Here is a 248-nt window from a genome sequence, read left to right on the forward strand (position 1 = left end):
TCGCCGTAATGCTCATGCACCCGCATCGCTTTTTCGCTGGTACTCATGGCGGTAAATTCCGCCTCACTCATGGTGTCGAACGGGCTTTGCGCCGGTGGCCGTATGGCACCATAAATCGCTTTGCGCGCCCCGTTCTCGTCGGGGAGAATTGCCTCCGTGGTCGACACCCTGAAACTGATTATTCCCCAGCAGGCCGCCCCATCGCGTCGTCTGATTGGCTTTCGCAATGGCGTGCTCGATACCCTCAC

Annotated in this window: 1 protein-coding gene; it reads right to left on the reverse strand. The window is 58.9% G+C overall.

Going from position 1 to position 248, the window contains the following annotated elements; translation table 11 throughout:
* Positions 1 to 248 (reverse strand): hypothetical protein (locus AC6EMZ_RS23480; protein WP_498405198.1); only part of this gene is annotated, 248 nt, incomplete at both ends.

Source organism: Enterobacter sp. SCRI0065 (assembly GCF_059766475.1).